Origin of the sequence: Halobellus clavatus (assembly GCF_900107195.1) — an archaeon.
Classification (GTDB): Archaea; Halobacteriota; Halobacteria; order Halobacteriales; family Haloferacaceae; genus Haloquadratum; species Haloquadratum clavatum.
Genome location: NZ_FNPB01000009.1, coordinates 84,676 through 110,579 on the forward strand (window position 1 = coordinate 84,676; position 25,904 = coordinate 110,579).

Genomic DNA, 25,904 nt, shown 5'->3' on the forward strand with positions numbered 1-25,904 from the left:
ACGTCCACATCGTGTGCACCCCAACCGACGGTATGGCTCACGATCGCATACACGCGCGGAAACCAACACACGATCTCGATCGGTGGTCGACTGGCGTGATCACAGAGATCGGACAGCGGAACGGCCACTGTGTCGTTACTGTCGACGCCGCAGACGGCCACTCGGTGGAACTCAGCGTGACCTTCGCCGTTCGAGACCTGTTCTGTCGTCGCCTGGATATCAGCGACGGGGCGTCACCGGTCGGAGAACGGGTCTGGTATCGGAAACACGGCAACTGACCGTAGAGCGGTCACTGAAACGGACACCGGCGCTGCGTGGGTAGCGGAGACGCGATAGTAGCGTTTCCAACTGATTGCGCAGCCGATCGCACGCCGTCGTGCGATCGTGCGAGTGAAGACTTGCAAACGCTACTATAGGGCGTGCCTCGGCGCCGTGCTGTCTCGTTTTTCCGTGTGGTCAGAGAGACCCGCCGTAAGATCGATCAGAAGGTCCTCAGCAAACGATGCGTGCGAATCTCTAGTTCCCAAGGGTGAATAATCGCGGCGTCTGAGCGAGATTCTTCCTGATGCGAGTGCCGACGTGAGCCCTTCGGACGGGAGCGTCACGGCTCCAGTAGAAGCCAGAAGTGCAGTCTATTGTTGGTGTCGACCGCCTCTCGACAGCCTTTCAGCTATCAATTGGGTCGGCGCGTGACACATTCACCACTACCAGCGCTAGTCGATCCGGCAGGCGGGGCGGGACTGTCCGTGGCTCTCACTCGCGGGACTGGAGGACAGCCACGGTGTGGGAGGTGTACTGGCCTTCGTGTTCCTTCGCTCGACGGTAGGCGTCGTGTTTCTGTAGCTCTTCGTCGAGATCGCAGTTGTCACACTCGACTCGGTAGCTCATCGGTTCTCCTTGTACGTCTATCACTAAAAGTATGTGGTATAATAGCACGCGTCACACGAGAACGCGAGTGAATACGCTGTGTCGACGGATGCACACCCATCAGACCGGCAGGGGCAGGCCTCAGACCAGTACAGTCAGGCGGTCGACCGGGATAGACACGCCGCAGCGCAAGAGAGACACGCTCTCAACTTCGGAGATCGTCGTCCCGTGGTCTCTGTCCGGCCGCACCGAGGGAGATTCACCGTGGCAGCGTCCACTCGATCGATGCGTCGCGGTCCGGAAACTGCGGCGTCGATACGATCTCCAGCGTTCGGTCGCCGACCGCGGGCGTGACCGGTGCGGCGAGCAGCAACCGCGCCACGTCCGCGCGAGAGATGAGTCCCCAGAGTTCCGCACCGGGATCGGCGGCCGTGACCACGTCCGTTCGACTCCCGTTCGTCAGCACGCCGGGGCGCAAGATCGTGTGCCGTAGCGACGCATCCCGCAGCGCCGCTTCGGCCGACGCTTTCGCCTCCTGAAGCGGCTCGATGAACGCGTCGAACACCGATGCGAGTGGGCTGGACGGGTCGGGCCCAACGCCGATTGCGGACTCCATTACGAACGCCTCAACGTCGGCATCCGCCGCTGCGGCGACGAGCGCGCGGTTGCCAGCCCCGTCGACGTACGGCGGTCCGGATTGGATTGCGAGAGGCGACGTGCCGACGGCGCTGACCACCGCATCGACGCCGGCGACGGCTGCTGAGAGGTCGTCCGGATCCAACAGATCCTCTACGACGACGTCGTCGGCGCCGGCGGCCTTGAGGTCGGCGGCGGCGTCCGGCGAGCGCGTGAGCGCTCGGACGGTATCGACCCGCGACTGCCCGAGTCGGAGCACCGCACGTCCGGTCCCACCGGTCGCGCCGGCGACGAGAACCGTGTCGAGGTGATCTGGGTGCATACGCAACTGCTTGGTCCCAACAGGCAAAAGCGCCCGCACCGACGGGTGGTTCGGGACCATTCCTCTCTCAACACCGAACGCGTGTCTTCGTTCGGCGGCGTCAGCGTGGCTCAGCCACCAGTCTCATTCACGATCCGCCCGCCGGAACCCACCAGCGTTCGCACGCGGAACCGACCAACGCGACGGCCGAGCGAGCCAGCGCCCAGTATTAGTGTCTGGGGCGCTACTAACGTGACACGCGCGAATCGGTGCAGAACGGGCCGCGGACCCACCACATAGATCAATCATATGACACTCACACCAGCCACGATACGGGACTACGATGCACGCGCAGCGGATCGGGAGGCGACTGACACGGCGACGTTCGGACTCGGTTGTTTCTGGGGGCCGGACGCGCAGTTCGGCACGATGGACGGCGTAGTACGAACCCGCGTCGGGTACGCCGGAGGGTCGAAGTCTAACCCCTCCTATCACTCGTTAGGGGATCACACGGAGGTCGTCCAGGTCGATTTCGATCCGGCGGTCGTCACCTACCGCGACCTCGTCGAAGTCGCTTTCGAGGAGCACAATCCACAGGCACAACCGCCGAAAACGCAGTACGAGAACGTCGTGTTCGCGGAGACAGCCGCGCAACGGGACGCGATCGGTGCGGTGTTGGCGGCGGCCGGCCGAACCGCCGACGACGTCGAAACGCGCATCGAACGACTCTCCCGGTTCTATCCGGCCGAAGACTACCATCAGAAGTACCGGCTCCGGTCGGCATCGTTCTTTATGAGCGCATTTGAGGAGGCAAGCTACTCCGACGAAGACCTCCGTGAGTCCCCCTTCGCGGCTACCCTGAACGGGTACGTTGACGAGTTCGCGGAACTCGCGGTACCACGCGCGAGGGTGGACAGCGCGTCCGAACCGACGCTTGATGGCCGAAAAGCCGGTCTCGGCCATCCAGCGCTGGCCGTATAGCTCGCTGTCCAACCGTGCGTTGTGCGCGTGATCGTACGCAGCGAACAACCGATGACGCAGCAGGGGCCGGACGCCCTCTGATCGGAGGGCGTCCCGGAGAGATTGGTCGTCATAGCCTTTGTCGCCGGCAAGAGCCGCCGCGAAACAGTCGTTCTCGTGGCGGCTCGTCGCGGACTGGCCGATCACGCTGGCGAGGGCGTTATGGTGACCAGCTGACGCTCGTCGCGGCGTGCCGCGACTCACTTCGTGTGATTCGCGGACAGCGCGGGATCGACTACGAAGGCGATCTTGAGCCAGTGATTCAGGAAGCTGAAGACCTCTCCCAGCCGCTGGGAGAGGTCTGGACAGATGGACTCAGAGCGTACCGCGAGATGGATCGGGATCACCGAACGGTCGTCCACAAAGAGAGGTACGTATCGCCTGACGGAGTCCACATCAATCAGGCAGAATGCCTGTTTTCGCTTGTTCAACCGTGGCTGCGGAAGTTCCGCGGCCTGTCCAAGCAAGGCTTGGAACAGGCCGCTCATACATTCGGGATCGTTAGATCGCTGAATCTCACAGGCGCATCTGTCGATATCACCATCGACTGCCTCGTTATGGGGTCTTTCCGCAGCTTTACATAAGAGCGGAGCGTGAAGTAGAGCGTCGTGCTGTTCTGGTGGAAATCGGTGACTTCGCCGATACAGCGGAACCCGTTGAGGGCAGGCGTGTCCTGGACAATCGACGCGATCCGGTCCTTTAGCTGGGACACGCTCAGGACCTCTTTCGCGTCGGGTTCGACCGCCTGCCGTTCGGTATCCGGTGCGTCCGCCATACACGTTTGTCGGTCCTTTGACTTATTTGACCGAAAGGATATCTTTCAATTTCCCAATAATTATTCGACTTTGGTAAATAGCCAGCAATAGAATTGGTCTACCCAACATTTGTTGGTCTTAGCGACCTAATCAGTATTCCTCAAGCTGATTGAAGCAATTATACATAACGATGCCATATTTTAATATACTTGGAATTTCATATATTCTGAGTATCAAAGAAAACATATTCTAAAATCTATTTTATAATATAATCAGAAATAAATAAAAGGAAACATTCTCAATTTATGCTAAATATCAATATGTTATTGGGTTCTAAATCGCCGTAGCTGAGCGATTGTTTTTGTGATTTGTTTATGTTTCCGGATTTGGGTAAGGAGTGTGTCTATGCCCCACACCTGCCTCTAGGTGTTAGATCGTGGTGACGCGGGTGAAGTCGTCGTCGAGCGCCTGGGCGTCTTCGGGCAGCAGCGCGACCACGAGGAAGTCCGCGTAGTCCGCGAAGTACTCCATCAGGGCGGCGATGCGGTCCGAATCGATCGCCTCCAGGGAGTCCAACAGTATGAACGGCACCGTCTCGTGGAGGTCGTGGACGAGATACCCCGCCAGCGCGAAGATCAGGCCCGTGACCTCGCGTTCACTCTCGGAGAGGTGGTCGATCGTGTCCTCGTAGGCCGCGCCGTTGTCGGTCGTCCGGACGATGTGGAGCTCGAAGCGGGTCTGGGCCCCGCTCGCGTCGCCCTCCTCGATCCGCTCGATCCAGATCCGCTCGATGTTCTCGTAGCCCAAGAGGTCCAGAATCGACTTCATGTGCTCGTTGAACGACTCGACGGCCTCGGCCTCGATCTGGTCGATCTTCGTCCGCTGGTCTGTGAGTTCGTCAACCAGTTCCGCGCGCTGCTCGCGGAGGTCGTCCGCGCGCTCGACGTCGGCCTCGATCTCTTCGATCTCGTCTGTGACCTCCTCGAGGTCGGATTCGAGGCTGTCGATCTCGAACTCCAGCTGATTGGCCTCCTTGTGGAGTGAGAGGATCTCCTTGAAGTCCGCGGATTCGAGGCTCTCTACCTCGAATTCCAGTGCCTCGACCTCGTCGGTCAGCGACTCCCGTTGTTCTTTCAGCGAATCGATCTGCTCGTTCCGGCGGTCGAGTTCGTCCTCGATGTCGTCGATCTTGCGCTCGATCTCGGTGCGGCGGCGCTGCTTCTGGTTCGCCTCGCGCTGTTCTTCCTTCCGAGACTCGAGGTCACTCTTGACGGTATTGAGCTGTTCGACCTTCTCGCTCCGGAGGCACTTCAGCCGCTCGATGGTGGACTCGATCTGCTCGCGGTCGACTGAGGAGCCGCAGGTCCAGCAGATGACGGTCTCGTCGTCCTCGCCGACGAGCTGGTCGGTGACCGAGCCACCTTCCGCTGCGGCGCCGCCGTCCTGCAGGAGTTCGTAGTCCTCGGCCTCGAGGCGCTCCTCGTTGTACTGAATGAGGCTGCGGAGCTCGTTGATCTCGGTGTTGAGGGCCTGGCGCTTTGAGCGGAGTCGCTCGATCTCGGCCTCGAGATCCTGGTGGTCGCCCATCGGCGTCTCGGGGAGTTCCGCGAGGTCGTCTTCGAGCTCGCTGCGTTCGCGCTTCAGCGAGGAGATGCTCTCTTCCTGACGCTCGATCTTGCGGCGGACGGACTCGAGCTCCGAGCGGGTGTCTCTGAGTTCCTGGAGCTTGTCTTCGAGTTCGGCCTGTTCTTTCCGACCTTGCTCGACGTCGCGGCTGCTGTCGTCGATCTCGGCTTCGAGGTCGGCTAAATCCTCGCGCTTGTCTTCGATCTTCTCACGAAGGGTCGTGCGGCGGCGTTCCAGATCGGGAAGCTCGCGTTTCTTGGATTCGATGCGGGCGAGTTCGTCGTTGATGTCGCCCTTTTGGTCTTCTAGGCGGCGGATCTCCGCGCGGATGGCCTCGACGTCAACGGGGCGCATGATGACGTCCCGCAGTTGGGCGTCGCGGGCGGCGGCCTGGCGGGCGTCGTTCGTTTCAAGCAGGAAGGCGAAGAGGTCGGCGACCTTGGGGTCGTCGAGGTAGGCGTCGCCCTCGAACTGGACGCCGTCGCCGACGCGTTTGAGGGTTCGTTCGTAGGTGGTGTCGCCGAGGGTGAGTTCGACGCGACCCTGGTCGGCGTCGCCTTTGAGCGAGACGCGGTCGCTTCCCATCGCGCACATAATCGCACGAAGAAAGGAGGTCCGGTTGGTGGCGTTCTTGCCGGTCAGCACGGTCACGCCGGGCGGAATATCGACTTCAGTCTGGTCGATTCCACCGATGTTCTCGACCAAGAAGTGAGCGGTTTCCTTCCATTGTTCTGAGATACTCATACTCAGTTACTCTCACGTAGTACGCAAATGCTTTTCCAAGGACAAAAGATCACTCTAAAGATAATATGATAGTCACTACCGGGAAATCCGAACTATTCGAATTCTGAAACTTATTCCCGAACATTGATTTTGTAAAGATACGACCATTTTCCACTTAGAAAAGTCTGTTACTCGCCTCGACGGCACCGTCTGAAAGCGCCTCTAGCTTAGCCCACGCGATTTCGGGTTCGACGATGTTGTGTCCGGCAAGTGTTGCTAGCCCACAGTCAGGAGCCGCGATAATCCGTGTGGGATCTCCGACGATTTCGGCCAGTTTGACGATTCGATCAGCGACAGTCTTCGGATGCTCGATGATGTTCGTCTTGACATCGACGACGCCGGGGATCAGCAGCCACTCATCAGGTAACGGATGTTCCTCGAAAGCCCGCCACTCGTGGTGGTGCCGCGGGTTGGCGTATTCGATCAACAACCCCCCAACATCGGCCTCGTACAGGATCGGGAGAATGTCGACTAACGGGACGTCCTCGTGGTGGGGGCCCTCGTAGTTTCCCCAACAGGTGTGCAGGCGAATCTGGTCTGCCGGGATGTCGCTCGTGGCTTCATTAATCGCCTCGATGCGCCGACGGGCGCGGTCTTTGAACTCCGCCGTCGAGAGATCCTTGAACTTCCGGTGCCGTTCCGAGAGTACGTCCGGGGCGTCGATCTGGAGCGTCAGCCCCGCTTCGGCGATACGCTCGTATTCCTCACGCATCGCGCTCGCCAGTGCGAACGTGTATTTGTCGTTCGATTCGTAATACTGGTTTCCCAGAGAAGCGGCGATCACCCCGGGAGACGCAGCGGTCATAAACGTCTCGTCGAATTCAACCCCAGTAGTGTCGAGCACTCGATCGAAGCGTTCGACTTCGGCGTCGACGTGATTCGTCCCGTGGTACCGTACCTCCTCAACCGCGACCGGCCGCGTCTGCGCCTCGGAGACGATGTCTGGAAACGCTTTTCCGGCGTACTCCGGGAAAGCTTCGACGTCTGCCCACTGCGGGCGGGGGATCGTTTGATCACTGAAACCGTCGAGTCGTTCGGAGACATAGATATGGAAGCCCGGTCGGGACTGCTCTCCATCGTTACCGATATCAATACCCACATCCGCCTGTCTGCGAATGGCCCGCTGGGTCGCCTCGTTGATCGCTTCGTGCAATTCGTTTCGGTTGGTGTCCACACCCTGTCCCCGCTGATCCATCAGTTCGATCAGCTGGTCCGTCCGTGGCAAACTGCCGACGTGAGTCGTGAGAATACGCTCGTCGCTTCGTTTCATACCGTACCAGAGACAGAATGTGGAGACTGATATCTGTATGTGATACCGGTTCGATCCGCCGGCGACGGGATTCGGTCGTGTGACGTCAACATCCAGGTTCGATTCTGGTGTCGTCGCCGACGGGATCAATCCGTGCCGCTCGTAATGATTACTCCCACTGTGTACCGGCAAGCACGGACGGCCGGGGTGGCGCTCGTCGTGAAGAAACGAGAGTAATCAGTATCAGCGATTGAGGGTGTGAATCGCTATGTCCTGTTCGTTGGCTGCGGCTTCCCCGATCGACTCGGAGAGCGTCGGGTGAGGATGTATGACTTCCGCGAGTTCGTCCGTCGGCAGCCCCTCATCAACGGCAAGCGCGATTTCGGAGATCAGTTCCGAGGCCTCTGGGCCCACGACTTGCCCTCCGAGCACGACGTTGCTGTCTCCACAGACGAGACGGACGAAGCCCTCGGTATGGCCAGTGGTGAGTGCACGGCCACTGGCACGCATCGGGAACTCGCCGACAGACACGCTGTGCTGGGTCTCTTTGGCCTCTGCTTCGCTCAGCCCGACCGTTGCGATTTCTGGGGACGTGAACGCAACGGCGGGAATCGCTCGATTTACAGCCGGCGTGTTCCGGCCGGCAATCTCGGAGGCGGCAATCTCTCCCTCCATCGACCCAGCGTGCGCGAGCATCGGTTCGCCCGCTACGTCGCCGACAGCGAACACGTGATCAACAGCCGTGCGTCCGTACTCGTCCGTTCGAAGGAACCCGTCATCGTCGGGTTCGAGACCGATTCGGCCGAGGGCCATCGTGTTCGTCACGGGGGTCCGACCCACCGCGATGAGCACGGCGTCCGCCTCGTATTCCTGACGGTCGCCGTCGTCGGCTTCCTCCGTTGTGACCACGACACCCTGGTCTGTAGGGTGGCACTCCGAAGCGAGTTCGCCGTAGTTCATTTCCATTCCGAGTTCCGATGCCGCCGAGGCGACGGGCGCGATCAGATCCGGCGAGAACGCTGGCATCATCGAATCGAGCGCCTCGACGACGGTGATCTCGACGCCGAGTTTCGCGAACAGCATCGAGAGTTCCATCCCGATATAGCCCGCGCCGACGACCACGAGACTCGCCGGGAGTTCGTCGAGTTCCAAGGCTCCCTTAGCATCGAGCACGTTGGAGCGATGGAACTCGAACCCCGGGAGTTCGATCGGACGACTCCCCGTCGCCACGACCGCGTACTCGAATGTGATCCGTTCTGACTGCCCGTCAGATTTCTCGATACTGACCGAGTGCTCGTCTTCGAACGCTGCGTGTCCCTCCACGAGCGAGACACCGTTGGCTTTACACAGTTTCTCGACGCTCCGGTTCATCCTTCCGACGATGTCGTCTTTCCACTCGACCATCCGCTGAAAGTTGATGTCAACCTCGGCCGAGATTCCCATCTGCGAACTGGTCCGTGCATCGTGTGCAACGTCTGCAGCCGATATCAGTGCCTTCGAGGGAATACAGCCGCGGTTGAGACAGGTTCCGCCCAGAGCGTCCATCTCGACGAGCGTCACATCAAGGTCGTACTGCGCCGCACGGATCGCGGTGACGTACCCCGCTGGACCGCCGCCCACGACGAGGATCCCCGTGTCGAGGCGTTCACTCATCGTTTCCCTCCAGGTCCCGCCACGAGAGCCGCGGGTTTCGTGCGGCACCGGTCTGATCGATGCGTGCGGCAGCGGTCGTCGTGGGGGCCGCCGCGAGTTGCTCGGGCGTCTTTCGGCTCGCCGCTGTGAACGCCTCCGCCAGTATGTCGAGTTGGTCCTTGTTCAATGCCTCGGTGGGTTCGGTCATCAGTGCCTCGTCGACGATTTCCGGCCACTTGGTCGTCGGCGGATGCACCCCTTCGTCGAGCATCCCCTTAGCAAATTCCGCAGCGTCGACGTCGCCAGCACTGGCGACGAACTCGTGGTGGAACGGCTCGTACGGGATGTCGAGATCGATCTGCGAGGCGAGGTAGTTCGCGTTCAGGACGGCCATCGCCGAAGTGTCCTTCAGTCCGGCGTCACCGAGTCGGGAGATGTACGCGTAGGTTTTCAACAGTACCAGCCAGTTGCCGTGGAAGCCGTGGACTTTGCCGACACTCTCGGCAGGTTCGGAGAGCTCGAATGACCCGTCGTCAGCCTTGCGAACGTGCGGGTCGGGGAGGAACTCGGTAAGTTCGTCGATGACGCCGATCGGTCCAGCTCCGGGTCCGCCACCACCGTGTGGCGACGCGAACGTCTTGTGCACGTTGTAGTGCATAATGTCGAAGCCCATATCACCGGGGCGAGCGCGGCCGAGCAGTGCATTAAGATTTGCGCCGTCGTAGTAGAGCAGTCCACCCGCCTCGTGGACGGTCTCGGCGATGTCTTCGATATCGCGCTCGAAGAGCCCAAGGGTGTTCGGGTTTGTCAGCATTAGTGCGGCCGTCGACTCGCCAACGGCCTCCTCGAGCGCGTCGACGGGGACGCGTCCGTCCTCGTTACTCGGGAGTTCGACGACGTCGTACCCGGCCATTGCGGCGCTCGCGAAGTTCGTACCGTGAGCCGACGCGGGTACGATCACTTCCCGGCGCTCGGCGTCTTCGTCGTTCGAGCGGTGATAGGCGCGTGCCACGAGCAGGCCGGTGAACTCCCCCGCCGCCCCGGCAGGCGGTTGCAGCGTGACGGTCTCCATCCCGCCGATCTCCGCCAGGTACTCCTGGAGCCTGTACAGAAGCGTGAGGGTACCCTGAGCGTCCGCCTCGGGACGATCTGGATGCATCGCCGCGTCTTCTAGCGCGGCGACGTCCTCGATAAATTTCGGGTTGTACTTCATCGTACAGCTCCCGAGCGGATAGGGGCCGTGTTCGACCGAGTAGTTCATCTGGGAGAGCCGCGTGTAATGACTCGCAACTTCTGGTTCGGCCGGTTCCGGCAGCGTCAGTTCGTCGCGGACCAGTTCGTCGGGCAGGTCGACGTCCTCGTGAGAGACGGTCTCCATCCGCTTCTCCGAGAGGAGCGGTTCGTTGACTGCCTCGCCGCCCTCGGTCTCCTGCTCCCAGGTAGCCTGTTGGTAGTTCATCCCAGGACCTCCCGAACGGCCGCGACCAGATCGTCCAAGTCGCCGCTGTTGGTCTCTGTCACGCAAACCTGGACTTCGAACTCGCCGGCCTCGTGGACGAGGAAGCCCTTCTCGGCCAGTTCCGATACCACCTCGGTGGCGGGACGGTTCGTGCGCGCGACGAATTCGCGGAAGTGGTGACGGTCGTCGACCGGCGCTGAGATGCCGTCGATGTCGTTGAGTCGAGCGGCGGCCTCAGCGGCCGTCGTTACGCAATCCTCAGCGAGTGCTGACAGGCCCGACGCGCCGAGCGAAGCGATGTGGATCGCCGTTCGGAGCGCAACCCACGCCTGATTCGTACAGATATTCGACGTGGCCCGTTCTTTTCGGATGTGCTGTTCTCGAGTCTGGAGAGTCAGGGTGTAGGCACGGCGTCCGTCGGCCGTCTTACTCGTTCCTACGAGTCGGCCGGGAACCTGTCGAAGATACGCCTGCTTGACGGCGAACAGCCCGAGTCCCATCCCGTAACTGGCCGAGAGCCCGAGGACGCTCGCGTCGCCGATGACGATGTCCGCGCCCACCGCGGCCGGTTCCTGCAGGAGCGCCAGTGCGACCGGATCGGAGCCGAGACAGAACGCCGCCTCGTGGTCGTCCGCGAGCGTCGCGATCGACGGCAGCCGCTCCTCGATTGCGCCTCTAGCGGTTGGCGATTCAGCGTACACCATCACGATATCGTCATCGAACAGTTCCGTGAGCGCGTCGAGGTCGACGTTGCCGTCGACGAGCGGATACGTCCCCACTGTCAACTCCGCGCCCTCGGTGTAATTTTCTAAGACGCTGCGCCGCTCTGAACGGATGGTCTCGGGGACGAGAACGCGTGATCCGCTGGTGTCCCTGACGCGGGCCGCAAGCGTCGCCGCCTCGCCGAGTGCAGTCGCAGCGTCGTACATCGAACAGTTCGCAACCGGGAGCCCAGTTAGTTCGACGATCATCGACTGGAACTCGAAGAGCGCCTGGAGGAAGCCCTGCGAGGTCTCCGGTTGGTACTGCGTGTAGGAGGTCAGAAACTCCGAGCGCAGCGAGAGGTAGTCGACGACCGACGGCACGTAGTGATCGTAGTGGCCGCGACCGAGGAACTCGGTCCGATCGGCGTTTCGCCCGAGCAGTTCTTCGATTTCGGTCACGACCTCGAACTCCGATTTCGCGTCGATGTCGAAGTCACCGTCGAAGGCGACCGCCTCCGGAACGTCGAACAGTTCTTCCACGCTTTCGGCACCGATGGCCGAGAGCATCTCCTCTACTTCCTGCGGCGTCTGCGGGGCGAAGGGACTCGATTCGGCTGGTTCGTGCGTTCGATCCCCCTCGTCGTGCTGTATTCGTTGCATTGTCATTCTTCGGTCTGCTCGCGGTAGTCAGTTGCACCGAGCGCGTCGTCGGGTACCTGTCCATCGATCTCGAAGAGCCACCCCTCGCCGTACGGATCAGTGTTGAGCAGTTCCGGCTGGTCGAGTACGCCGTCGTTCGTCGCGGTTACCGTCCCCGTGACGGGCGTGTAGATGTCCGAGACCGCCTTGATGCTCTCGACGACGGCGCAGGCGTCTCCGCTGTTTAGGGACTCGCCCTCCTCGGGGAGTTCGACGAACACGACGTCACCGAGTTCGTCCTGCGCGAAATCGGTGATCCCGATGCGCAGGGCGTCCCCGCCGTCGTCGATCCATTCGTGTGAGTCGGTGTAGTGTAAGTCGTCAGGTATCTCGTGTGTCATTGTGGGTGCTGAGGTTCGTCGAGGATATCATTCGTCGTTTGCTCTGGTGAGCGTTTTCGATCTGCGTCACTCATCATACGATTCGAGGAACGGCGTGTCGACGACGGTGGCGTCGGCGGTCCGGTCGCGGATCGAGACGGCGAGTTCAGTACCCGGAGTAGCGGAGTCGGCATCGACGTACCCGAGGGCTATCGGAATTCCCAGCGTGGGACTCATCGTGCCGCTGGTCACCCGCCCGACGTCGTCGCCGTCGGCGACGATCCGGTGTCCGTGACGGGCGATCGCCCGCTCCTCGAGCCGTAACCTGACGATTCGCTCGTCGATTCCCTCGTTCCGGGTCTGTTCGAGGGCCGACCGCCCGACGAACTCCTCGTCATCGAAGTCGACGACAAAGCCGATTCCCGCCTCGAAGGGGTTGTGCGGTTCGTCATCGGGGTGGAAGTCCTGTCCCGAAAGCAGTAAGCCCGCTTCGAGACGGAGCGTGTCCCTAGCCCCGAGCCCGCACCGCCGGACATCGTCGAATCGCCGATCGATCGTCGTGGCCTCGTCGCCGGGGAATATGATCTCGACGCCGTCTTCACCCGTGTATCCCGTGCGAGCCACGAGACACTCGACGTCGCCGATCGACGTCTTCGTCGTCGTGAACGGCTCCAACGCGTCGAGCTGTTGGGTCCCCTCGGCGTCAACACGGTCTACTGCCTCGGGTCCCTGGATCGCGATCATTCCGAGTTCGGTGGTGCGGTTCGCGATCGTAACGTCGAGACCCCAGCGATCGGCGTGCTCACGCAACCGATCGTACATCGCCTCGTCGTGGCCGGCGTTCGGAACGACGATGTACTCGCTTTCGACCGGATGATCGTACACGACGACATCGTCGAGGATGACACCATCGGACTGGAGGAAGCACGAGTACAGCGCGTCCCCCGGTTCGAGACCGCGCACCTCACTTGGGGTGAGTCGGTGTAACAGCGTCTCTGCTTCGGGGCCATCGACAGCCAATTGGCCCATATGACTCACGTCGAACAGTCCGACGTCCTCCCGAACGGACCGGTGTTCCTTGCGGATAGAATCGAACGAGACCGGCATCTCCCACCCGCCAAAGTCGGTGAAGTCCGCGCCCGCCCGGCAGTGGGATTCGTACAGCGGTGGTTGCTTCGATGACACAGCGATAACTACACGACTACAAGTATTTATACATTTTTAGACCGTACAACGGCACAAACGTTGTATTTTAATCGGAAATATTTCGTTAAAGGTGAATGCATACCCTCAGTCGACGAATTGTATCGGCACTCCGCCCCGAACAGGAAAGTGGAACAAATCGGCGCGTCGCGTCCGCTCCGTGCGGAATGGTAGAATACGAGATCGATCGAGAAGTCGCGAATACAAACACGTTCTCGTTGGGATCTCGGTGTTGTTCGGCTCTGCGGAGAGGGTTAATCAAACAAAAGAGAATTTTCGGCGCCCGAGAATCCAATATTTCTGTATCCTGGGTGAATGAAAGCAAATTATAAAATTTCACTCCCAGAGGAGAGGGAGTATACCACGGCTCACCCCACCAGTCGCGCCTCGAAGAGACAACAGTTCGGACCTCGTGAATATTTATATAGTGGCGCTCCCAACAGTCGAGCGTGCCAGAAGACGGACGCGAACTGACGACGACAGCTACCTCGCTCCGGATCCTCGACACGATCAATCGGCTGGAAGGTGCCCGAATGAGCGAACTCGCCAGGGAACTCGGCTTAGCCAACAGCACCGTCCACGCACATCTGACGACGCTTCGTAACCACGAACTCGTTGTGAAGGAAGGCAACGAGTTCTACCTAGGAATCAAACTCTTCCACCTCGGCGAGCAGGCGCGACACCGGAAACCGGAGTATGAAATCGTGCGGCGGCACGCCCACGAACTGAGCAATCAGCTCAACGAGGAAGTCGCGTTCGCCATCCCTGAGCACGGGCGTTCCGTGATAATCTTCGACGAGAACAACGACCCCGCAAACGACGGGTTTCAGGTGGGTCGGTACTTCCATATGCACAACTCTGCGAGCGGCAAGGCGATGCTCGCGGAATTCACCCGCGAGCGTGTCGACGAGGTGCTCGATCGGTGGGGGCTACCCAACGAGACCGAAAACACGATACAGAGCATCGAAAAACTCTACGAGGAATTGGAGCGGACCCGCGAACGCGGCTACTCGCTAAACAGACAGGAGGCACTCGAGGGGCTGATGGCCGTCGGAATAGCGATCACGACCCCGGATGGAAGCGTCCTGGGATCGCTCGACGTCTCGGGGCCGCCGTATCGCCTCTCCGAGGAACGGATCGTCCCGGAGTTGCGTGAGACGGTTTCGGATATCGAACGCGAAATCGCGTCCCGATACGGAACGGAATGAACCCGCTCAGTAATCGTGAATCGGGTCGTCGTCGGGGGTCACAGACTTGATGTACCCGAGCTTGTCGTAGGCGATCCACTCTTCGACGTACTTCCACTCGCCGTCGACCTTCTGGATCAGGCAGTTGGCGATCCCGAGGTTGTCTTCCATCGTCTTCCCCGTCGGCGGCCCGTACTCCGTCGGGCCGGTGTTCTCCGCGGTGATCGTCCTGACCATCGACGTATAGTAGCCGTCTTCGGGGTTTCCTTCCCAGATGATCTTCTCGATATTCATCTCGGTTTCGGGGAAGGCGTTCAGCCGTTCGAGGGTATCCTCGACGAGCGCTTCGGAGCCAACGATGTCACCGCCGGCGCCGTGAACGACAACGTCGTCGGCATAGTAATCGTAGATTTTCCCGACGAGCTTCTCGTCCCAGATTTCCCGCGTGCTCTGTCGGATCATCCGCTCAACGTCGAGTTCGTCGGCCGTCCGCCAGTCTTCGGTCATCGTCGCTCTCCTCGTGGGCAAGTCGCTGTCCCAAAGTCGGCACCTGCATCGAACGTCGCCGTCGCGTGTCTGCTTTGTTGTCGCACTGAATGAACCCTCACCGAGAGGTCTTCATCGTAGATATTAAATATTTCGCTCGGGTCGTCCTCCGGGCCGCAGCGCCCGTCGGGAGTCCGCCCCACGAATCACCGTCGACCGCCTCCCCTCAGAAGTACTGCTGATCGTTACGGAGTCGCTCGAAGATGTCGACGCCCATCTGTTGGAGCAGGTCGATCTTATCGATGAAGACCCAGTTCTCGGCGAGTTTATCGCCCTCACGACGCCAGAAGTCCATCACGCGCATACCGACCGGTTCGTCGGTCGCCGGGAGTCCCATCCACCCATCGCCGAGGTGCGTCGCCTTGACCGACGGCCATCCCGTCGAGGCGCAGTAGTTGCCCTCAGCGAACCGAGCGACGTGATCGCCCCCCTCGCGGTCGGGGAAGGCTTCGAGGAAGGGTGCCTGGTGGTACTCCTGGAAGCCGTCGATTCCGCGGGTCGTTCCGGTACCCGCCGGTCCGTACCACATAAAGTCCTCATGCCAGAACTTCTCGAGGCCCATCCCGTCGAGACCCTCCTCCTCGTAATCGTGGAGGCCGTCGATCATCCCCTCGACCACCTGGAGCGTTTTTTCGGACGCCTCGTCATCTTGTTCGTCGAGGAGGACACCGTCCTGTGTCGTCGGCCCAGGGATGACGACCTCGGGGGCGAGCGCGGGCACGAACTGATAGCCCGCCTGCCGCATCACGTCAAGGATATCGACGAGCAAGCGGGTCTCGGCGATCTTGCCGTCCACGACGCGGTGGAACTCGCCGTACCGGAGCCACGTCGCGTGTCCGGTCGCGGGAATGTCTAGCCAGTCGTTCTCGAACGTTCCGACGAGATTTCCGGTCGCACAGACCCACTTGCCGCCCTCGAATTCGCCGGCGAACAGGATGTAGTCGTTCTTTTCGAGGTCCGGGAACGATTCGAGGAGCGGTCCCCAGTACGCGTCGGCGATCGCGTCGGGGCCTTCTACCGCGTTGATCGGTTCCGGGCCGTGCCACTCGGCGTCGGCGTGGTAGTAGTCGGGGAGGAGGTCATCGACGTTCTCCGCGCTCGCGTCGTGTATCTCCTGGGAAAACTCGTGGACTAACCGCTTGCGCTCTGTGGTCATATAGCTCACGTAAGTTGGTACAGAACACGGTAAAATAAGTATCGATCCGGAGTCGGTCTGGGAGCATCGCGAAGGCGGTCAGGGAGAAGACGGGTCGTACTCGTGGCGTCTCGTGCACGGCGGCTTACCCGGAATGAAGGCGATTCGAGCCGAGTTGTAGTGGTAGCTAGGCGTTCGCTTCGGGACCCCACGACAGGTCCCGGTTCGGACCCGTCACGGGGTTCCTGTCCACCGAATCGATTCCGGGTTGTTCCGGAGCCGTTCGAAGACATCGACACCGAACTGCTCGAGGAGACCGATCATATCGATGAACACCCAGTTCTCCGCCAGTCGGTCGCCCTCCCGCCGCCAGAAATCGATGACGCGGAAGGTTACTGTCTCACCGGTGCTCGGGAGGCCGAATAAGCCGTCCCCGCGATGCGTGGCTTCACCGCTCGGCCACGCCGTCCACGCACAGTAGTCGCCTTCGGCAACACGGATAGTGTTCCCCCCGGTTCCGCGGTCGGGGAAGGCTTCGAGCCACGGCCCTTGGTGGAACTCCTGAAACCCGTCGACGCCACGGGTGGTACCGATTCCTGCCGGGCCGTACCACATAAAGTCCTCACGCCAGTACGCGTCCATATCCATAACATCCAGATTCTCCCCATCGTACGAACCGAGCCCCTCGAAGATCATATCCTCAACAAGCTGGAGGGTCTGTTCGGAATCTGACTCGTCCTGCTCGTCAAATAGGAGTCCGTCCTGTGTTGCTGGGCCTGGTCGGACGACTTCGGGCGCAAGTGCCGGGATGAATCGGTAACCCGCCTGTCGCATCACATCAAGCACGTCAAACAGCATCCGCGTCTCTGCGATTTTCCCGTCCACTACGCGATAGAGTGCACCGTACTGGATCCAAGTCGTACGCCCGGTTGCAGGGATGTCGAGCCAGTCGTTCTCGAACGTCCCGACGAGCGTCCCTGCCGCACTGACCCACTGCTCGCCTTCGAACTCACCCTCGAGGAGGATGTAGTCGTTCTTTTCGAGGTCGGGAAACGCAGTCAAGAGTGGGTCCCAGCATCCCTGGGCTATCGATTCGACACCGTTCAACTCGTTGAGTGGCTCAGGGCCGTACCACTCCGCGTCATCGTGGTAGAACTTCTCGAGGAGGTCATCGACACTCTCTGCCGTCACGTCGTGGATGGACTGTGAGAACTCGTGGACTACGTGCTTCCGTTCAGCTGCCATATTTCAGTCTCGACTAAGACAATCGCTCACACGCAAAAATAACTACCGCACGGGGTGGTGCGTCCGAGCGCGTGCTTTCGCCGAGTTATGGCGCGGGGGACCGCCGAACAGACCGCGGATTCTCGCGGAGGCGTTCAAACACGTCGACACCGAGCTGGTTGAGTAGGTCGATCATATCGATGAACACCCAGTTTTCTGCGAGGAGATCACCCTCTCGCCGCCACACGTCGATGACGCGCATATCTGTCGAATTCCCAGTCGCTGGCAATCCCAGCCAGCCGTCGCCGAGGTGGGTCCCCACGACGGCGGGCCATCCGGTCGAGGCACAGAAGTTCCCCTCGGCGATACGCGAGTCGTGATGCCCAACCTCTCGGTCGGGGAATGCCCGCAGAAACGGGTTTTGATGGAACTCTTGGAACCCGTCGATCCCGCGGGTACTGCCGATTCCCGCGGGGCCGTACCACATAAAGTCCTCGTGCCAGTACCGTTCCATCCCCATATTCTCGAGGCCCTCTTCCTCGTAGGAATTCAGCCCGTCGAACAGCATTCCCTCTACCAGTTCCATCGTCTGCTGGGTATCTTCCTCGTCCTGTTCGTCGAGAAGAATCCCGTCTTGGGTCGTCGGTCCCGGTATGACTACTTCGGGGGCGAGAGACGGAACGAACTGATAGCCGGCCTGTCGAAGCACGTCCAGCACGTCGACGATAGTTCGAGTCTCGGCGATTTTCCCGTCCTCAAACCGGTGGAAATCGCCGTAGCGGATCCACGTGGCGTGGCCCGTCGCGGGGATGTCGAGCCAGTCGTTCTCGAACGTCCCGACGAGATTGCCGGTCGCACAGACCCATTCGTCGCCCTCGAACTCGCCAGCGAACAGGATGTAGTCGTTCTTTTCGAGATCCGGGAACGCCTTCAGGAGGGGCTCCCAGAACTCGGACACCAATTCGCTCCTGCCCGCGAGCGTGTCGACCGGTGCCGGACCGTGCCACTGGACGTCCTCGTGGACGTACTCCGCGATCAGGTTGTCGACGTTTTCGTGAGTCGTTTCGTGAACGGTATGGGCGAACTCGTGTGCTGTCTGCTTGTTTTTCACTCTGGTTGTAGGCATTGCTATCACCGATTAGATAAGCTTCGTTCCGAGTCGGACAAAATACTATCGGTGACGCCGGCGCTCGGAAGTACTGTTTCTCATTCCGAACGCGCTCGAGGACGTCGACGCCGAGTTGATCCAGAAGGTGAATCATATCGATGAACACCCAGTTCTCCGCCAGCAGGTCGCTCTCACGACGCCAGAAATCCATCACGCGCATTTCGACCGATTCGTCAGTTGCGGGCAGTCCCAACCAACCGTCGCCGAGGTGTGTCGCCTCAAGACTCGGCCACCCGGTCCACGCACAGTAGGTTCCCTCGGCCATTCGGATGTCGTCGCTGTCGGCTTCTCTGTCGGGGAAGGCTTCGAGGAACGGCTCCTGATGATACGCCTGGAACCCGTCGATCCCGCGGGTCGAGCCGATGCCGGCGGGGCCGTACCACATAAAATCCTCGTGCCAGTACTCGTCCATCCCCATATTCTCGAGGCCCTCTTCCTCGTAGGATTCCAGCCCCTCGAAGATCATTCCCTCGACCAGTTCCAGCGTCTGCTCGGTTTCGGCGGCGTCCGCACCGTCGAGGAGGACGCCGTCCTGCGTCGTCGCCCCGGGGATGACGACCTCTGGAGCGAGCGCGGGCACGAACTGATAGCCGGCCTGCCGCAGTACGTCCAGCACGTCGACGAACAGACGCGTCTCGGCGATCTTGCCGTCCTCGAACCGATGGAACGTGCCGTGCCTGAGCCACGTCGCGTGCCCGGTCGCGGGGACGTCGAGCCAGTCGTTCTCGAACGTCCCGACGAAGTTGCCGGCGGCACACACCCACGTACTGTCCCGAAACTCTCCGCCGAAGAGGATGTAATCGTTCTGTTCGAGGTCCGGGAACGATTCGAGGAGCGGCCCCCAATAGCCGCGACTGATCTCGTCGCGGCCGGTGAGCCGTCCGATCGGCGCGGGACCGTGCCACTCCGCGTCCGGATGGTAATATTCCTCCAATACGTCTCCGATCTGGTCGGCCCCGGTTCCCGGATCGTCCCAGAGAACTCGTGGACTCGGTCCTTGCACTGGCTGTAATCGGAGCTCATCGTTGACTACCGTTTACCGCTGCATCCCACCGCAACAAAAACAATTCTGAGACCGAGGTGGAACACGACGGGAGTCGGACGGACCGTCGGTGCGCAACCCGGTGGAACGGCCGGTCAAGTGACGATAGCTATTTGTATCTCGGTGGAATCTCTCCTCGTATGCCCGAGAGTGCTCCAGTGGTTAGAACGCTCGATATCGCCGATACCGTCTACGACATCACCTGGCAGACCGCCGAGGAAGGCCCCGACATCACCCAGGGCGAACGCCACCGCTCGTACTTTTTCGACCTCCCAGGCGATGTCCCCACGCTGGTCGACACCTGTTTTCAGAACCGCGCCGAATACCTCTTCGAGGCGATCGAACAGATCGGCGTCGAACCCGAACGGCTCATCATCACGCACCGACACCTCGACCACGTCGGGGCGTTCGACGAGGTAGTCGAACGGTACGATCTGGAAACGTGGGTGCCCGAGGAGGACAACGTCGCCGAGATCGACGACTACGGCATCGACATCGAGACTGAACCGGATCACCTCTTCGGCGATAGAGAGCAGATCGGCCGGTTCGAGACCGTCCACGTCCCCGGGCACTCGCCGGGGAACTCCGTGCTCATCGACGAGGAGGCGGGGATCGCCCACTGCGCTGACACCGTCTCTGGTTCGGATCGGCGCGGTCTCCCGGCGGGCTACCTCCTCCATCCGCCACAGGCGACGCACACGAACCAACCGCCGGAAGCGGCCGTCGAAGCCGAGAAGAACCTCGACAAACTGCTGGACTACGAGTTCGACGTCGCGCTCCTCAATCACGGAACCCCGGTGTTCGAAGACGCCTCGAAGAAACTCGAACGCTACGTCAACTTCGAGTCGAACTTCAGCGGCGAGGGTCGATCGATCCACGCGAACGATCGAAAGACCATCGACGCGGACGAACTGTACAGCCGTCTCGACGAGTAGCGTTACTCTTCGCCGACCCGGTCTTCCAGTTCCTGCTCGAACATCTTCACGACCGCACCCACGTCTTCCTCGCCGAACCCCTCGTCGCTGGCTCGCGTGTACAGGCGGTGGACCAGGCTTCCCATCACCATCGGGAAGTCCTCCGAGTCCGCCATATCGACCGCGAGACCGACGTCCTTCCGCGCGAAGTCGACGCTGAACCCCGCCTCGAAGTCCCGTTCGAGCACGCGCGGCATCCGGCTCTCGAAGGCGACCGAAGTCGCGCTCGCGTTCCCGAGGATGTCCCAGAGGCGCTCGCTGTCGATGCCGTACCGGGCGCCGAGCGCGACGGTCTCCATCGCAAGCAGCAGGTTCCCCATCGACATCGTGTTGTTCAGCAGTTTCATCGCGTGTCCGGCCCCCGAAGCACCGGCGTAGTGGAGTTCCGCACAGAGGGCCTGCAGCACGTCCTGTGCGTGCTCGGATTCGAAGACGGCCTCCTTGCCACCGACGAGGCCGGTGAGGGTCCCGTCGCGCGAGTTTTCCGGCCCGCCCGTGATCGGCGCGTCGAGAATCTCCGCGGGCGTCTCCTCGATCGCGTCGGCGACGACCTCGGTCGTCGGCGGTGCGATCGTGCTCATCTCCAGGAACGTAGTCTCGACGGACTCGTGCGCCAGTCCTCCCTCTCCGGTGTAGACGTCTTTCACGATGTCCGAGTTCGGCAGACTCGTGATCGTGACGTCACTCTGGCGGGCGACGTCGCGGCCGCTGTCGGCGACGATCCCGCCGTAGTCCGCGAACGCTTCGCGAGCCTCCGGCTGGAGGTCGTGTCCGTACACCTCGAAGCCCTCGTCGAGGAGGTGCTTCGCCATATTGCCGCCCATCTTGCCGAGTCCAACGACTCCGGAGGTGGTCTCAACCATACGGAAAAATCAGACTACCCGTTATTATATGTACCGACTAGTCGGGCCGTGGCGTCGAAGTCGTGACAGGGTCAGACTACTGGAAATTGTGGTAGACCGACTTGATCTGGGTGTACTTCAGCGCGCCGTGTTTCCCGTCTTCGCCGCCCAGCCCGGACTCGTTCCAGCCGATGTGGTGGCCCTGTTGTGCGCCGCCGCTCCCGTTGATGAACGTCTCGCCGAAGTCGAGGTCCTCCGCGACCTGCATCGCGTCCCGGTAGCTCTCGGTGAAGACGTAGGAGGAGAGCCCGTACCGCGAGTCGTTGGCGTACGCGACGGCCTGATCCACGGAATCGACCTCGACGATGGGCGCGACTGGTCCGAAGACCTCCTCGCTGACGACGTCCATCTCCTGGTCGACGTCGCCGAGAACGGTCGGTTCCACCCAGTGCCCGTCAGAGGTGGGCGGCTCCGCGACCGACTCCCCGCCCGTCAGGACTGTTGCCCCCTGCTCGACCGCGCCTCGGATCGCCGCCTGTGTCTTCTCGAGTTCTCCCGCGCTCACCTGCGGCCCCATATCGGGGTCGTCTCTCGGATCGCCGATTTCGAGCGCCTCCATCGCCGCGACGAACTGCGCTTCGAACTCCTCGCGGACGTCGGCGTGGACGTACACCCGCTCGACGCACGTACAGGCCTGTCCCGCGTTGATCGTCCGCGAGGCGACGATGTTCTCGACCGCGCTCTCGACGTCGGCGTCGTCGGCGACGATCGCGGGCGCCTTCCCGCCGAGTTCGAGCGAAACCCGGGTGAGGTCGTCGGCGGCGTTGCGCATTATCGCCTTCCCGGTCTCGACGTTACCGGTCATCGTCACGTAGTCCACCTCGTCGTCGCTCACGAGACCGGCCCCGACCGCGCCGCCGCCGGTTACGACGTTCAAGACGCCCGGCGGGAGGTCGACCTCGCGGTCGAGGATGTCGACTAGTTCGAGCGTTGTCAGCGGCGTCAGCTCGCTCGGTTTCAGGACCGTCGTGTTGCCGGTGACGAGGGCCGGCGCGAACTTCCGGACGAAGACGGATATCGGGAAGTTCCACGGGATGATCCCCGCGACCACTCCGTACGGTTTCCGCACCAGATTGATCGACTGGCGCGGTTCGCTCCCCGGGACCACGTCGCCCTCGATCCGACGGTCCCACTCCGACATATACCGGGCGATGTCGGCGGCGGCACGGATCTCGTATTCGGCCACCGAGGACGTCTTGCCCTGTTCGGTAACGAGGGTCTCGGCCAGCGTTTCGGCGTGGCTCTCGATGACGTCTGCGACCTCACGGAGCAGGTCCCCCCGCTCCTTCGCCGGGCGCCGTTCCCAGTCGGGTTGCGCGCTGCGGGCGGCCTCCGTCGCGCGCCGGACGTCTTCCTCCGTTCCGGACGGGACCGAATCCACTACCGCTCCCGTTGTCGGATCGGAGACGGGAATGCTGTCGTCGCTCGTCGGTGCGTGCCACTCGCCGTCGATATAGAGAGGCGTATCGCTGAACTCTGCAGTCATCTATTGAGCGGTTGAGCCACAGGAATAAATAATTAGCCTCTGGGCCGGAGCAGTCGGGTCAGAGGGGAGAATTGTGACCCGTATTTTTGCCACTAGCGGCTGGAGGGCGAGACATCCAGGGCTGAACCCCGGTGCGAAACTGGGAAAACTGAGCGAAACGAATCGCGCCTCAGGAACTCACGGCGGCGGCCTTGAATCCAATCAAGCGGCCGATCAGCAGCACGAGGACCAGCACCAGTAAGATCTGAATCGAGGCGGTGGCCGCTACCAGCGGTGAGGACTCGTACTGCAGGAAGAGGAATATCTCGACCGGCAGCGTGGTCGAGCTCCCACTCGAGAGGAACAGCGCGACCAGCGAGTCCGTGAACGAGAGGATGAAGGCCAGCAAGAAGCCCGAGACGACTCCGCTTTTCATCAACGGAAGCGTTATCTTCCGGAACGCCTGGAACTTGGTCGCGCCGAGGTTTCGCGCCCCCTCGACGAGTTCGGTATCGACCGACTCGATCGCCGTCATCGCTGTAAGGAACGTGTACGGGATCGTGATGACCACGTGGCCCACGACGAGCTTTGCGGACGTCGGAACGAAATCCAGTAAGTTGAAATTGAGCGTTATCATCAGCGCGAGCGCGATGATCGCCGGTGGAATGATGAGCGGGGAGATGAAGTACATCACGACCTCGTTCTCGAACGGGACGTCACGGCGGACGACGACGTACGCGGCGAGGATCCCGAGGATCGTCGAGATCGTGGCGGTGGCGATCGCAATCGGTAGGCTCACGAAAAAGAACGGCTCGAAGAACGGGCTCACGAGGAACTCCTGATACCAGCGCAGGGAGATCCCCGACGGGGGGAATGCCTGCGACTGGGTCGGGTTGAGCGAGATGCCGATCACGATTATGATCGGAAGGACCAGTGTCGATACCGCGAGTCCGAGCAGCCCGTAGTAGAGCGCTCGGCCGGCTACGACCGCCGGAGTCGAGAGCGACCGCGAGTTTCGGCCGGTCAGTACGGCCGAAAGCACGCTCATAATGGCCATCAGTCCCATTCTGAAACCCCCATTCGGTCGCGGACGAATGAAAAGTAGATGTACACAAGCGCTGTAGTCGTGATCGTCAGGACCGTCCCGACGGCGCTCGCGAAGGGCCAGTTGAGACCGTTCACGGCGCTGTCGTATATCAACCGCCCCATAGTCAGGTCAGAACGGCCGCCGAGCAAGTCAGGGGTCACGATGGAGTTCATCGTGAGGACGAACACGAAGATGGTCCCGGTGAGTAGACCGGGCAGGCTCAGGCGGAAGGTCACCTTGTAGAACGCCTGGAGCTGGTTCGCGCCGAGGTTTCGCGCGGCCGGGACGAGCGAGTCCGGAATGTCTTCGATCGAGGAGTAGACGGGGAGGACGACGAGCGGGAGGTATACCCCGATTAGACCGATCGTGACCGACAGCGTGTTCCCCAAGAGTGCGAGTTTGAAACCCAGCAGATCTTGGAGGACGGTGTTGATCACGCCGTTGGTAGCGAACAGAACGATCCACCCGTAGATGCGGACCACCGTCCCGACCATAAGCGGGAGGAAGACCGCGAACAGCGCCAACTGACGACGCAGCGGGGTGGTCGTTGCGATAAAGTACCCGAGTGGATACCCCAGTATCACACAGAACGCGGATACGATGAGCGACAGCCTGACCGTGTACCAGAGCAGTCCTTGGTAGAAGGGGTCGAACAGGAGCTGTTCGTAGTGTTCGAGGGTGAAGTTCCACGAGATGATCGTCGTCGCGCTGTACTCGAAGAAGCTGATGTACACCGCATAGAGGATCGGGAGGATCAGGAAAATCAGCAGGTACGCCGCCGGTGGCACGGCCGGAAGGTACTCGTCCAGCCAGTCCGAGACCCGGTTTGGCCGATCGAATAAGTTGCCCGTGTAATCGGTGATTGCGCCCAACATACTACGCCTCCACGAGCCCGTAGTCCTCGAACTGGACGGTCACGCTGTCACCTTTGGTGTACTTCGGTGCGCCCAGGTCAGTGGTGAGGAACTCGTTGCCACCGACTTCGATCTTGTACTCGGTTACCGAGCCAAGGTGGACTGTGCTGCGGACGGTCCCGGAGAAGACTCGGTCCCCATCGGAGGGGTTGATAGTGATGTCTTCGGGCCGAATGTAGAGGAGATCCGTGGGTGCGTCAGCGTCCGCCTCGTGCATCGGCAGCGAGATGTCGTCGTCTTCGAACGTCACGGTACCGTTCTGACCCTTCGTGACAGAGACGAAGTTCGAGTCGCCGACGAAGTTCGCGACGAACTTCGACTGTGGGTCCTGGTAGATCTCCGACGGAGGCGCGTACCGGACCTTCTCACCCTCGTGAAGCACGAGCACGCGGTCAGACAGCGTCAGTGCCTCGCGCTGGTTGTGTGTCACGTAGATTGACGTGATCTCGAGCCGGTCGTGCAGGTCTTTGATCTCACGGCGCATCTGCTCGCGGAGCTGGCGGTCGAGGTCCGAGAGCGGTTCGTCGTAGAGGAGCAAGTCGGGCTCCAGGACGAGGACGCGGGCCAGCGCGACGCGCTGTTGTTCCCCGCCGCTCAAGTTCTGGATATTACGATCTTCGTAGCCTGGCAGTGAGACGATCTCGAGGATCTCGGCGACGCGCTCTTCCATCTCTGCCTCCGTGAGGTTCTCCCGATGTCGGAGCCCGAACGCCACGTTGTCGAACACAGACATATGCGGAAACAGAGCCAGGCGCTGGAACACGAGCCCCATATTTCGGTCCTCGGGCGGGAGCCCGATCATTTCGTTCCCGGCGACGACGATGCTCCCCGCGGTGGGGTCGACGAATCCGGCGATCGACTTCAGCATCGTCGTCTTCCCGGATCCCGACGGCCCGAGAATCGAGACGAACTCGCCTTCCTCGATGTCTAATGAAACATCGTTCACTGCGACGACGTCCCCGTACGATTTTCGGAGGTTCTGAATGTTTACGAATGCCATTTCTGG

The 25,904-nt window shown here is 61.2% G+C and carries 23 protein-coding genes and 3 pseudogenes; 5 read left to right on the forward strand and 21 right to left on the reverse strand.

Features of this window, described 5'->3' with window-relative positions; translation table 11 throughout:
* The first annotated feature begins 32 nt into the window (after window positions 1-32).
* Entirely contained in the window at window positions 33-278 is a 246-nt protein-coding gene (locus BLU74_RS13120) for a DUF7861 family protein (RefSeq protein WP_089768029.1), read from the forward strand.
* Window positions 279-753: 475 nt separating this feature from the next.
* On the opposite strand, the gene BLU74_RS19510 is transcribed toward BLU74_RS13120, so the two are convergent.
* The gene (locus tag BLU74_RS19510) at window positions 754-888 is read right to left on the reverse strand and encodes a hypothetical protein (RefSeq protein ID WP_281241857.1); all 135 of its coding nucleotides are present in this window, start codon (window positions 886-888) and stop codon (window positions 754-756) included.
* Between the two features lie 238 nt (window positions 889-1,126).
* Window positions 1,127-1,825 (reverse strand): NAD(P)H-binding protein, encoded by a 699-nt coding sequence (locus BLU74_RS13125; protein WP_089768032.1) that lies wholly within the window; start codon window positions 1,823-1,825, stop codon window positions 1,127-1,129.
* A gap of 288 nt (window positions 1,826-2,113) precedes the next feature.
* Here BLU74_RS13125 and msrA point away from each other — a divergent pair, with 288 nt between their 5' ends.
* On the forward strand, window positions 2,114-2,785 hold the full coding sequence (msrA, locus tag BLU74_RS13130; RefSeq protein ID WP_089768034.1) for a peptide-methionine (S)-S-oxide reductase MsrA: 672 nt from the start codon (window positions 2,114-2,116) through the stop codon (window positions 2,783-2,785).
* Here msrA and BLU74_RS13135 read toward each other — a convergent pair.
* Window positions 2,678-2,920, reverse strand: a pseudogene (locus BLU74_RS13135) (transposase); the annotation flags it as partial. The gene msrA and the pseudogene BLU74_RS13135 overlap by 108 nt on opposite strands.
* Between BLU74_RS13135 and BLU74_RS13140 the strand changes: the two are divergent.
* A pseudogene (locus BLU74_RS13140) lies at window positions 2,914-3,408 on the forward strand (IS1595 family transposase); the annotation flags it as partial. The pseudogenes BLU74_RS13135 and BLU74_RS13140 sit on opposite strands and share 7 nt — an antisense overlap.
* Here BLU74_RS13140 and BLU74_RS19365 read toward each other — a convergent pair.
* The 8 genes from BLU74_RS19365 to gcvT all read right to left on the reverse strand — a co-directional run bounded on the left by BLU74_RS19365 (window position 3,309) and on the right by gcvT (window position 13,236).
* Window positions 3,309-3,599: a single stranded DNA-binding domain-containing protein gene (locus BLU74_RS19365; RefSeq protein ID WP_245705804.1), complete on the reverse strand. Its 291-nt coding sequence runs from the start codon at window positions 3,597-3,599 to the stop codon at window positions 3,309-3,311. The pseudogene BLU74_RS13140 and the gene BLU74_RS19365 sit on opposite strands and share 100 nt — an antisense overlap.
* Before the next feature lie 409 nt (window positions 3,600-4,008).
* The gene (locus BLU74_RS13150) at window positions 4,009-5,949 is read right to left on the reverse strand and encodes an archaea-specific SMC-related protein (protein ID WP_089768036.1); all 1,941 of its coding nucleotides are present in this window, start codon (window positions 5,947-5,949) and stop codon (window positions 4,009-4,011) included.
* Between the two features lie 154 nt (window positions 5,950-6,103).
* On the reverse strand, window positions 6,104-7,258 hold the full coding sequence (locus tag BLU74_RS13155) for a cobalamin-independent methionine synthase II family protein (RefSeq protein ID WP_089768039.1): 1,155 nt from the start codon (window positions 7,256-7,258) through the stop codon (window positions 6,104-6,106).
* A 222-nt stretch (window positions 7,259-7,480) separates the two neighbouring features.
* The gene (gene lpdA / locus BLU74_RS13160; RefSeq protein ID WP_089768041.1) at window positions 7,481-8,890 is read right to left on the reverse strand and encodes a dihydrolipoyl dehydrogenase; all 1,410 of its coding nucleotides are present in this window, start codon (window positions 8,888-8,890) and stop codon (window positions 7,481-7,483) included.
* The gene (gene gcvPB, locus BLU74_RS13165; protein ID WP_089768044.1) at window positions 8,883-10,328 is read right to left on the reverse strand and encodes an aminomethyl-transferring glycine dehydrogenase subunit GcvPB; all 1,446 of its coding nucleotides are present in this window, start codon (window positions 10,326-10,328) and stop codon (window positions 8,883-8,885) included. The genes lpdA and gcvPB overlap by 8 nt, the downstream gene beginning before the upstream one ends.
* Window positions 10,325-11,692 (reverse strand): aminomethyl-transferring glycine dehydrogenase subunit GcvPA, encoded by a 1,368-nt coding sequence (gcvPA, locus tag BLU74_RS13170; protein ID WP_089768046.1) that lies wholly within the window; start codon window positions 11,690-11,692, stop codon window positions 10,325-10,327. The genes gcvPB and gcvPA overlap by 4 nt, the downstream gene beginning before the upstream one ends.
* A gap of 2 nt (window positions 11,693-11,694) precedes the next feature.
* On the reverse strand, window positions 11,695-12,072 hold the full coding sequence (gene gcvH, locus BLU74_RS13175) for a glycine cleavage system protein GcvH (protein WP_089768048.1): 378 nt from the start codon (window positions 12,070-12,072) through the stop codon (window positions 11,695-11,697).
* A gap of 66 nt (window positions 12,073-12,138) precedes the next feature.
* Complete coding sequence (gene gcvT, locus BLU74_RS13180; RefSeq protein WP_089768050.1) at window positions 12,139-13,236, reverse strand: glycine cleavage system aminomethyltransferase GcvT; 1,098 nt, start codon at window positions 13,234-13,236, stop codon at window positions 12,139-12,141.
* Window positions 13,237-13,703: 467 nt separating this feature from the next.
* Here gcvT and BLU74_RS13185 point away from each other — a divergent pair, with 467 nt between their 5' ends.
* On the forward strand, window positions 13,704-14,462 hold the full coding sequence (locus BLU74_RS13185; protein ID WP_245705799.1) for an IclR family transcriptional regulator: 759 nt from the start codon (window positions 13,704-13,706) through the stop codon (window positions 14,460-14,462).
* A gap of 6 nt (window positions 14,463-14,468) precedes the next feature.
* Here BLU74_RS13185 and BLU74_RS13190 read toward each other — a convergent pair whose 3' ends face one another.
* The 5 genes and pseudogenes from BLU74_RS13190 to BLU74_RS19610 all read right to left on the reverse strand — a co-directional run.
* Complete coding sequence (locus BLU74_RS13190) at window positions 14,469-14,948, reverse strand: ester cyclase (RefSeq protein WP_089768052.1); 480 nt, start codon at window positions 14,946-14,948, stop codon at window positions 14,469-14,471.
* A 205-nt stretch (window positions 14,949-15,153) separates the two neighbouring features.
* On the reverse strand, window positions 15,154-16,143 hold the full coding sequence (locus BLU74_RS13195; RefSeq protein ID WP_139175769.1) for an ester cyclase: 990 nt from the start codon (window positions 16,141-16,143) through the stop codon (window positions 15,154-15,156).
* A 213-nt stretch (window positions 16,144-16,356) separates the two neighbouring features.
* Window positions 16,357-17,367 carry an ester cyclase gene (locus BLU74_RS13200; protein ID WP_089768057.1) on the reverse strand — a complete coding sequence of 337 codons (1,011 nt, stop codon included), beginning with the start codon at window positions 17,365-17,367 and terminating at the stop codon, window positions 16,357-16,359.
* Between the two features lie 85 nt (window positions 17,368-17,452).
* Window positions 17,453-18,472 (reverse strand): ester cyclase, encoded by a 1,020-nt coding sequence (locus tag BLU74_RS13205; RefSeq protein WP_089768060.1) that lies wholly within the window; start codon window positions 18,470-18,472, stop codon window positions 17,453-17,455.
* A gap of 172 nt (window positions 18,473-18,644) precedes the next feature.
* Window positions 18,645-19,517, reverse strand: a pseudogene (locus BLU74_RS19610) (ester cyclase); the annotation flags it as partial.
* Between the two features lie 179 nt (window positions 19,518-19,696).
* Between BLU74_RS19610 and BLU74_RS13215 the strand changes: the two are divergent.
* Window positions 19,697-20,491 carry an MBL fold metallo-hydrolase gene (locus BLU74_RS13215; RefSeq protein WP_089768065.1) on the forward strand — a complete coding sequence of 265 codons (795 nt, stop codon included), beginning with the start codon at window positions 19,697-19,699 and terminating at the stop codon, window positions 20,489-20,491.
* 2 nt (window positions 20,492-20,493) lie between these two features.
* Here BLU74_RS13215 and BLU74_RS13220 read toward each other — a convergent pair whose 3' ends face one another.
* From BLU74_RS13220 to BLU74_RS13240, 5 genes are all read right to left on the reverse strand, one after another.
* Window positions 20,494-21,393 carry an NAD(P)-dependent oxidoreductase gene (locus BLU74_RS13220; RefSeq protein WP_089768068.1) on the reverse strand — a complete coding sequence of 300 codons (900 nt, stop codon included), beginning with the start codon at window positions 21,391-21,393 and terminating at the stop codon, window positions 20,494-20,496.
* 76 nt (window positions 21,394-21,469) lie between these two features.
* Window positions 21,470-22,918 carry an aldehyde dehydrogenase gene (gene aldA, locus BLU74_RS13225; RefSeq protein ID WP_089768070.1) on the reverse strand — a complete coding sequence of 483 codons (1,449 nt, stop codon included), beginning with the start codon at window positions 22,916-22,918 and terminating at the stop codon, window positions 21,470-21,472.
* 169 nt (window positions 22,919-23,087) lie between these two features.
* Complete coding sequence (locus BLU74_RS13230) at window positions 23,088-23,963, reverse strand: ABC transporter permease (protein WP_089768073.1); 876 nt, start codon at window positions 23,961-23,963, stop codon at window positions 23,088-23,090.
* Window positions 23,954-24,859 (reverse strand): ABC transporter permease, encoded by a 906-nt coding sequence (locus BLU74_RS13235; RefSeq protein ID WP_089768075.1) that lies wholly within the window; start codon window positions 24,857-24,859, stop codon window positions 23,954-23,956. Before BLU74_RS13235 ends, BLU74_RS13230 begins: the two co-directional genes overlap by 10 nt.
* Before the next feature lies 1 nt (window position 24,860).
* Window positions 24,861-25,844, reverse strand: coding sequence for an ABC transporter ATP-binding protein (locus BLU74_RS13240; protein WP_175454653.1), 984 nt, complete (start codon window positions 25,842-25,844; stop codon window positions 24,861-24,863).
* Between the last annotated feature and the right edge of the window lie 60 nt (window positions 25,845-25,904).